Annotated in this window: 8 protein-coding genes and 1 pseudogene; all 9 read left to right on the top strand. The window is 59.4% G+C overall.

What is annotated here, in order from left to right; genetic code table 11:
• Positions 1–359 (top strand): annotated as a pseudogene (locus DBR18_RS28755) (methyl-accepting chemotaxis protein); the annotation flags it as partial.
• Between the two features lie 381 nt (positions 360–740).
• On the top strand, positions 741–1,304 hold the full coding sequence (pnuC, locus tag DBR18_RS05180; protein ID WP_108589505.1) for a nicotinamide riboside transporter PnuC: 564 nt from the start codon (positions 741–743) through the stop codon (positions 1,302–1,304).
• Positions 1,301–1,825 carry an AAA family ATPase gene (locus DBR18_RS05185; protein ID WP_108589506.1) on the top strand — a complete coding sequence of 175 codons (525 nt, stop codon included), beginning with the start codon at positions 1,301–1,303 and terminating at the stop codon, positions 1,823–1,825. Before pnuC ends, DBR18_RS05185 begins: the two co-directional genes overlap by 4 nt.
• Positions 1,826–2,171: 346 nt before the next feature.
• Positions 2,172–2,621: a hypothetical protein gene (locus tag DBR18_RS05190; protein ID WP_108589507.1), complete on the top strand. Its 450-nt coding sequence runs from the start codon at positions 2,172–2,174 to the stop codon at positions 2,619–2,621.
• A gap of 1 nt (position 2,622) precedes the next feature.
• Positions 2,623–3,195, top strand: a complete 573-nt coding sequence (locus tag DBR18_RS05195) for an adhesin (RefSeq protein WP_108589508.1) — start codon at positions 2,623–2,625, stop codon at positions 3,193–3,195.
• A gap of 68 nt (positions 3,196–3,263) precedes the next feature.
• Positions 3,264–4,268: a heme utilization protein gene (locus DBR18_RS05200; RefSeq protein ID WP_108589509.1), complete on the top strand. Its 1,005-nt coding sequence runs from the start codon at positions 3,264–3,266 to the stop codon at positions 4,266–4,268.
• 63 nt (positions 4,269–4,331) lie between these two features.
• A complete protein-coding gene (locus tag DBR18_RS05205) occupies positions 4,332–5,012 on the top strand; it encodes a C39 family peptidase (RefSeq protein WP_108589510.1) in 681 nt (226 codons plus the stop codon).
• Positions 5,013–5,056: 44 nt separating this feature from the next.
• The gene (locus DBR18_RS05210) at positions 5,057–5,803 is read left to right on the top strand and encodes a hypothetical protein (protein ID WP_108589511.1); all 747 of its coding nucleotides are present in this window, start codon (positions 5,057–5,059) and stop codon (positions 5,801–5,803) included.
• A 45-nt stretch (positions 5,804–5,848) separates the two neighbouring features.
• Positions 5,849–6,832: hypothetical protein (locus DBR18_RS05215; protein ID WP_256588548.1), on the top strand; the 984-nt coding region annotated here is incomplete at its 3' end.

Raw genomic sequence — 6,832 nt, forward strand, 5'->3', positions numbered from 1 at the left:
CGACGGCTGAAATCCAGGCCATGATCGAGCGTCTGCAGAATCACTCCGAAGCGGCGGTGAAGGTCATCAGCGACAGCAGCAAAGCATCGCAATTGACCATCGAACAGGCTGGCCTTGCCGGTGCCAGCCTCAACGCCATCGGCCAGGCGTTGCGCAACCTCAACGGCCTGAACGCCTCGATTGCCAGCGCCACTCTGCAACAGGCGCATGTGGTCGAGGACATCAACCAGAACGTCACACTGGCGGCGGGCCTGTCCCACAGCACTGCACTGGCGGCAGAACAGTCGAGCGCGGCCGGCGTGAAGCTTGGGCAGTTGAGTGAGCAGTTGAACCAGTTGCTGCGCCAGTTCCGCGTCTGACCCGCATCCCACAGGTTTTGTGGTGTGCACAGGATTGGTGATCAACACAGTTCCAGTGTGGGAGCTGGCTTGCCAGCGAAAGCGGTGTATCAGGCAATGAAGATGCTGGGTGTACCTCCGCCATCGCGGGCAAGCCCGGCTCCCACAGGTTTTGTGGTGTGCACACGGTTGGTGAGCAACACAGTTCCAGCGTGGGAGCTGGCTTGCCAGCGAAAGCGGTCTGTCAGGCAATGAAGAGGCTGGGTGTACCAACCGCCATCGCGGGCAAGCCCGGCTCCACAGGTTTTGTGCCGCACACGGAACTGGTAATCGACATGGATTCAGTCTTTCCACCAATGCAGTACAATCCGCCCCCTTCTTGCACTCCCCCAAGGAACCTCAATGTCCGGGCTTGAACTGTTTGCCGCCGCCCTCGGTGTGATCGCCGTCTGGCTGACAGTCAAACAGAATCCATGGTGCTGGCCGATCGGTCTGGTCATGGTGTTGCTGTACAGCTGGATCTTCTATGACGTGAAGCTGTATTCGGACATGTTGCTGCAAGTGATTTATGCCGCTCTGCAAGTCTATGGCTGGTGGCAATGGACGCGAGCCGGGACGATGCATGACGGGCGTGAAGTCACCCGTCTCGGCCGACGCCATATCCTGCTGGGGCTGAGTGCAGGCGCTCTGGGTAGTCTGCTGCTGGGGGCCGCCATGGCGCACTGGACCGATGCCGCACAGCCGTGGCTCGACGCCGCACTGACCGCCTTCAGTCTCGTTGCGCAGTTGTGGATGGCGCAAAAACGCCTGCAATGCTGGGCGCTGTGGTTTGTGCTGGACGTGATCTTCGTCAGCCTGTTCCTTTATAAAGGCCTGTACCTCACCGCTGCGCTGTATGCCCTGTTCACCCTGATTGCGGTGCAGGGCTGGCGCGAATGGCGCGCCGATCCGGCGTTGCAACGATGAAGGTCGTGGTGTTGACCGGCCCGGAATCCACCGGCAAGAGCTGGCTGGCAGCCGCGTTGCAGGAGCGTTTCGGTGGCGTCCGGGTGGACGAATACGTGCGCTTGTTCATCGAGCAGAATCCACGCGACACCTGCCTGGCAGATATCCCCGAGATCGCGCGCGGGCAGTTGCAATGGGAAGATCAGGCTCGGTCGCAGCAGCCCGGGCTGCTGATTCTCGACACCCACCTGTTGAGCAATATCCTCTGGAGCCAGACCCTGTTCGGCGCTTGCCCGACATGGCTCGAATCGCAGTTGCTGGCACGTCACTACGACCTGCATCTGTTGTTGTCACCCGAGCAGATCGACTGGACCGACGATGGCCAGCGCTGCCAGCCGCAGCTCAGCGAACGCATGGCGTTCTTTCAGGCCACCCGCGACTGGCTGGAGCGTCACAACCAACCGCTGCAGATCATTCGCGGCGACTGGGAACAACGCCGCTGTCGGGCCATTCAAGCCGTTACCGAACTGTTGGCCGAATGAGCCAAGGCAACAGCACTGTTTGCCTTGGCCAAGCGTGAAAGTGTCCACTTGTGAAACACTCACCTGCGCGCAAAGCGCCCGTTTCAACACCCTCCAGCCATTTTCCCCGCCCGCTGTTACGCCGGTGAAACACTGCTGCGCAAACCCTTGTTCCAGAGCTTTGTTCAGCATCCAGACAGCCAGGCTGCCCCCGGCGTGTTTCAGCGTTGAAACACGCTGTGTATCAACGCTGCGCTGGTTTCTGGCAACTGGCTGAAATTCAAGGCTATTTCAAAACCGGCACAGCTTTCGCTCTCTCCTTCCCAACGCTGACAAGAGCCAGCCCACTGAAGAAGGAATTGCAGCCGTGGGGAATTTCAATAAAGGCCTGACTTGCCTTCTGCTGATTGGATCAGCAGCCAGCACATTCATCAGTTTCAACGTTCAGGCCGAAGGCAATGGCGTGATCGTTCTCAACCGTGATGTCCAGCCCATTCCGATCGGACGCAGCGGCGGCAAAGACCCTTACCCCACCACCGTCAATGCCAACCCATCGGCTCGCATCAATCAGGCGATGACCAGCACCGAACTCAATGACGGCGACTTTGCCAGTGTAGCCAGCGGCTCTTCGATCCGCAGCAACATGATCACGCCCAATTCGGACATGCCCGGCATGAACGTGCTGACCAATCCCAACGGCCTGCCCGGCATGAGTGCCGGGCACGGTGGCGGCGGTGGCGGCACGATCTCCAACACGATCAATCGCTCGTTGAGCACCGGTCTGGCACCGCTGACCCGCATGGCTGGAGGCCAATGAGATGAATCGCACCCTTCTGCTGCTTGCCCTCCTCGGCTGCACCAGCGCCATGGCTGACCCGAGCGCGCTGGACAACGCCAATATCCAGAACAGCGGCGCGCAATACAACGGCAACTACAACGTCAACCAGGCTGCCGGCGACCAGCAGCAACAGACCAACGCCCGGGCCATCGCCATCGGCACCTCGGCCAGCGCCACCACCACTATTCACCAAAGACTCGACACGCCGGCCGATCGCAACATCAACGCCAGTTCGACCATCGGCGGCACCTCTTTCAGCAATGGCAGCGGCGTCCTGGGTGTTAACCAGGGATCCGGTGCCAACAACCAGATGGCCAACGCCATGCGCATCAGCATCAGTGCTGCTCCGCAAAGCGTTGACGACAGCGCCCTGTCGCAACAGAACGTGGCGCTTTTACCGAGCTCAGGAGCAACTGGTACCTCACCCGGCAGTCGCCAGGTCACGACGAGTGATCAGGCCTTCACCGGCAGCCGAGGGGTAATCCAGGTGAACCAGAGTGCCGGGGTGGGGAACCGAATGGCTAACACCCTGAGCATCCGGGTCGCTGACTGACCCAAACAAGCAGTGCAATTAGAAAGTACCAACACTTAACCAACTAATAAGCACGACGGAGAAACACCATGAAAACTACAATGGCTCTCAAACCACTGGTTTTCGCACTTGCAGCAGTAATGGCAATGGCGGCTCAAGCAGGCGGCAACGATCATGGTAACAATGGTGGTCACGGTCACAACCCTCCTCCTCCAAAAGGCCCAACCCTGGAAGAACTGCTGCAAATCGGTGCAGGTGCCGGTGCCGCAGTGCTGGACGTGCAAAACAACGGCGGCAACACCGTCCTGAACCAGGGCACCCAGAACAACGCCGGCATCAGTGGTTCGCTTAACGGCGCAAACGGCAACATCGGCGCAAACAACGTTGCTGGCGACGGCAACCAACAAGACAACGCCGCTGCATTGGCCACCGCCGACGAAAGCTTCATCTTCGGCTCTGCGGTGTCTGCTTCCAGCGCCACTCAAGTCAACAGCAACAACACGGTTGGCAACTACTCGAGCACCAACAACGCCGGCATGAACAACGTCGGCAACAGCGGCTCGGGCAACATTGGCGTGAACAACGCTGCCGGCAACTTCAACCAACAGAAAAACAACCTGGCGATCGCTGTGTCCGGTGGTCGTGTAGCGCAAGCCGCTGCCGCCGCCAACCAAAGCACCACCGGTCTGCAAGTCGGCAACAACGGCACTCAGACCTACAAAAAAGATACCCTCACTGGCACTGTTACCGCCGCCGGCGCGTTCGTCGCCGCAGGCACTGCAACCACCAAAGATGACGATCATGGTCACAGCGGTGGCGGCTATGGCAACAATGACAAAGGGCATGGCGGCAACGGTGGCAGCAAACCATCGAGCTCTGACTTCGTCGCTGTGGGTGTCTTCGGCCTGGCTGGCGTAACCACTCAACAAGTGCTGACTCCAGACGGCTGGAAAAACCCTGTCACCAACACTGCCAGCATGACCAACGTAGGCAACAACTGGTCGGGTAACGGTGGTTTCAACAACGCCGCCGGTGTTGGCAACCAACAAAGCAACTCGCTGTCCATCGCTGCAGGTTGCAAAGCCTGCATGTAATCGCGATCGAAACGAAAGCCCCGGAAACGGGGCTTTTCCTCAGTCCGCAAAGGCGTATCGATCATGCGTAAGACTGCCTTTATCGCCCTGCTTTGCCTCTCAGGCCTGACCCAGGCCGCGCAGATGCCCGTCGCTGCCTTGCCCGGCGGCGTACTCGTCTACAAGAACGTGCAAAGCATTCGTGAGCGCAAGTTTGCCGACATTGTCGAACAGAAAACCGATTTCAGTTGCGGTGCAGCCGCGCTGGCCACGGTGTTACGCCAGGCTTATTGGCTCGACGTCGATGAGGAGCACATCATCAAAGGCATGCTGGTCAACGCTGACCAGAACCTTGTTCGTACTCAAGGGTTTTCCATGCTGGACATGAAGCGCTACGTAGAAAGCATCGGCATGCGCGCCAGGGGCTACAAGATTCCACCGGAAAAACTCGACGCTGTGACAATCCCGGTGGTGGTACTGATGGAAATTCGCGGCTACAAGCATTTCGTGGTGCTGCAGCGTTCGGACAAGGATTGGGTTTACATCGGAGATCCCGTCTTAGGCCACAAACGCTACGCCCATGATGACTTTGTCAAAGGTTGGAACGGCATCGTCTTCGCCATCGTCGGCCCCGGTTATGACAAAACCAATGCATTGCGCACACCACCGACCCCGCTGACCGCCAAGAACAAGCTCGATTCCTTCAACCCTGTCAAAGATGCTGAATTAATGGACTTCGGGTTCATACAGAGCGACTTCTTTTAATCGCCGATTATAAAGAATGGGGCTGGATGTCCCGGGAGCAGCAGATGAAAACCTCATACTGGCTGGCCGCCGCCTGCCTGGCAGCGAGCGCGTCAGGCTATGCCAATGCAGGATTCAAACCCATCGAAATCCAGGATCAGGAGCTTTCCGAGCTTCGTGGTCGTTACGTAATGCCGGGGCGGATCATCAGCTTCGGCATTGTCATGAGCAGTACCTGGCGCAACGCCAGCGGTGATCTGATCGGGGCCGCGACCTCGATGCAGATTCAGGCCGCCACCATCAAACCGGAATTCTACGTCTCGACCATCAAGCAACAGGGCAATGGCAGCACCCCGACTCCGGGCACTGGCAATGTCATCGGTGGTGCGGGGCTCGACAGCAGCCAGGGCGTGACCCAAAGCGTACGCGCCGCCGGCGACGGCAACACCGCCAGCAACAATGTGGCCATCAATGTAAAAGAAGCCAACACCCCTCCTCCGCTGGCACCCGCTCAAGGCCAGGCCCTGATGGCCGGGCAGACCATCGGGGCCAGCAATGCGGCCGGCAGCGTCGCTGTTTCGGCCACCAGCGGTGGCGTGCAAATGGCCATTCAGGCCTCGGGAAATCAAGGTACGGCCCTGCAACAAGTCGCTCAGGGCGGCCTGCTGCAGAACACTCGCCTGCTGGGCAGCGCCAACGTGGTCAACAACATGACCCAACTCAATGTTGTGCTTAACAATAACGGCATCAGCCCCGGCGCACTGGACTGCAACCTGACTCAACTCAGGGCACTACGCAATATCGGATATTGAACTACGCTGAGTCTCGATCATTGGGCTTAAAGGGACGGCTTATTCATGTATCGATCAGTATCACTGCGTGCCGCTGTATGTTTGAGCACTCTTCTACCCGCAGCCATGCTGCAAGCGGCACCGGACGCCGACGTAGAAGCCCTGAAACAGGAGCTTCTGGAACTCAAGCAACGTTACGAAGTACAACAAAAAGCCCTGGCGGTACTCGAACAACGGGTCCGCCAGGTCGAAGACCAACCGGCAGCGCCGCAACCCAAACGACTGGCCAAGTCGCCAGCCGACATGAAAGGTAATCCAAAAGTCGCTACCAGCACCGGGGCTCCTGGTGTCGGGGCAGCCGCAGCGTCGGGGGGCGCAGCCGGGGGCAGCGGCGCTTCCTACGGGCAGTCGCTGGCCGACGATTCGCAACCGGCCCAGAGTGTGTCCAACCTCTACGACGAAGCCAGCGGCTTCTTCGGCGGCGGCAAGTTCAGCTTCGAAACCGGCGTAACCTACTCGCGTTACGATACCCGCCAGTTGATCCTCAACGGCTTCCTCGCGCTGGACTCGATCTTTCTGGGCAACATCAACCTCGACAGGATCAAGGCCGACACCTGGACGCTCGACCTGACCGGCCGCTACAACTTCGATAACCGTTGGCAGTTCGACTTGAACGTGCCGGTGGTTTACCGCGAATCGACCTACCAGTCCGGCGGCGGCAACGGCGGTGCGTCCAACGTCACGACGGAACAGGATGTCTCGCGCGACCCGACCATCGGCGACGTCAACTTCGGCATCGCGTACAAGTTCCTCGACGAGTCGGTCAACACCCCGGACGCCGTGGTCACCCTGCGGGTCAAGGCGCCAACCGGCAAGGACCCGTTCGGTATCAAGCTGCGCCAGACCGATGCCAACTCCAACCTGTTCGTGCCTGACACCCTGCCGACCGGCAACGGCGTCTGGTCGATCACCCCCGGCGTCTCGCTGGTCAAGACGTTCGACCCGGCGGTGCTGTTCGGCAGCCTGTCCTACACCCACAACCTGGAAGAG

Origin of the sequence: Pseudomonas sp. HMWF021 (genome assembly GCF_003061005.1) — a bacterium.
Taxonomy (GTDB): Bacteria; Pseudomonadota; Gammaproteobacteria; order Pseudomonadales; family Pseudomonadaceae; genus Aquipseudomonas.